The following is a 1,012-nucleotide window of genomic DNA, read 5'->3' as shown; positions in this document are numbered from 1 at the left end:
CCGCTGATCGGCGTCATCGCCGGGACCGGCGCGATCGCGCCCGAGATCGACGACGGCTCGATCGTCTACCTGCTGTCCAAGCCGCTGAGCCGGCGCACGATCGTCCTCACCAAGCTGCTGGTCTCCATCTCGGTGACCATCGCGTTCACCACGCTGCCGATCCTGCTGGCCGGCATGATCCTCAACGGCAACGGCCAGCGCATCGCCAGCGCCTTCACCGTGGCCGCCGCCGTGGCCTCGGTCGCCTACAGCGCGATCTTCCTGCTGCTGGGCACGGTCTCGCGCAACGCCGTGGTCTTCGGCCTGATCTACGCCCTGGTCTGGGAGGCCCTCTTCGGCAGCCTGGTCTCCGGCGCCCGCGCCCTCTCCGTCCAGCAGTGGTCCCTCTCCCTGGCCGAACGCGTGGCCACCGACAGCGCCGACATCACCTCCGAAGTCTCCCTCCCCACCGGCCTGACCCTCCTGACCGTGGCCACCCTCCTGGGCACCTGGTACGCCGCCGAACGCCTCCGCTCCCTGAAGGCAGCAGCAGAGGGCTGACCCCTGCGAGCCCCTGCGGGGGGCCGGGAACCCCGGGGCCGCCGCCCGCCCCTGCGGGGCCGAGCCCGTCGCCCGCCCGGTCGCGGCGGCCTCCGCCCGCCGTGGCGGCGGCACGCGGCCCGCAGGGCAACTCACTCCGCCGTCCGGGTGACCGCCCCCGGCCCGGGGCGGTCGGCCGCAGGCCGTCGTTCCTGGCCGCCCGCAGGGCACCGCGCCGCCCCGCCACGCGGAATTCCGCAGCCGCCGTTACGGTGAAAAGGAAGGCGCCCCCACCCCGCGCGGCAACGAAAGAAGCGGCGGCATGAACGACTTCCTCATCAACACCACCACCGCGGGAATCCAGAGCAATCCCTCCGTGGCCGCCCTCGGCACGAGCCTGTATTTCGTCGTCTGGAGCGACACCAGCGACGCCGCCATCAAGGGCCGCCTCTTCCGCACCCACGGCACCCCCGCCACCGGCGAATTCCCCGTC

1 protein-coding gene is annotated in these 1,012 nt (G+C 72.9%); it reads left to right on the top strand.

The window, feature by feature from the left end; translation table 11 throughout:
• The coding region (locus D7231_RS35980) for an ABC transporter permease subunit (protein WP_120760591.1) at positions 1 to 540 on the top strand (540 nt) is incomplete at its 5' end.
• Positions 541 to 1,012 lie beyond the last annotated feature (472 nt).

Origin of the sequence: Streptomyces klenkii (genome assembly GCF_003626645.1) — a bacterium.
Lineage (GTDB): Bacteria > Actinomycetota > Actinomycetes > Streptomycetales > Streptomycetaceae > Streptomyces > Streptomyces klenkii.
This window is presented reverse-complemented; position numbering and strand designations above follow the sequence as displayed.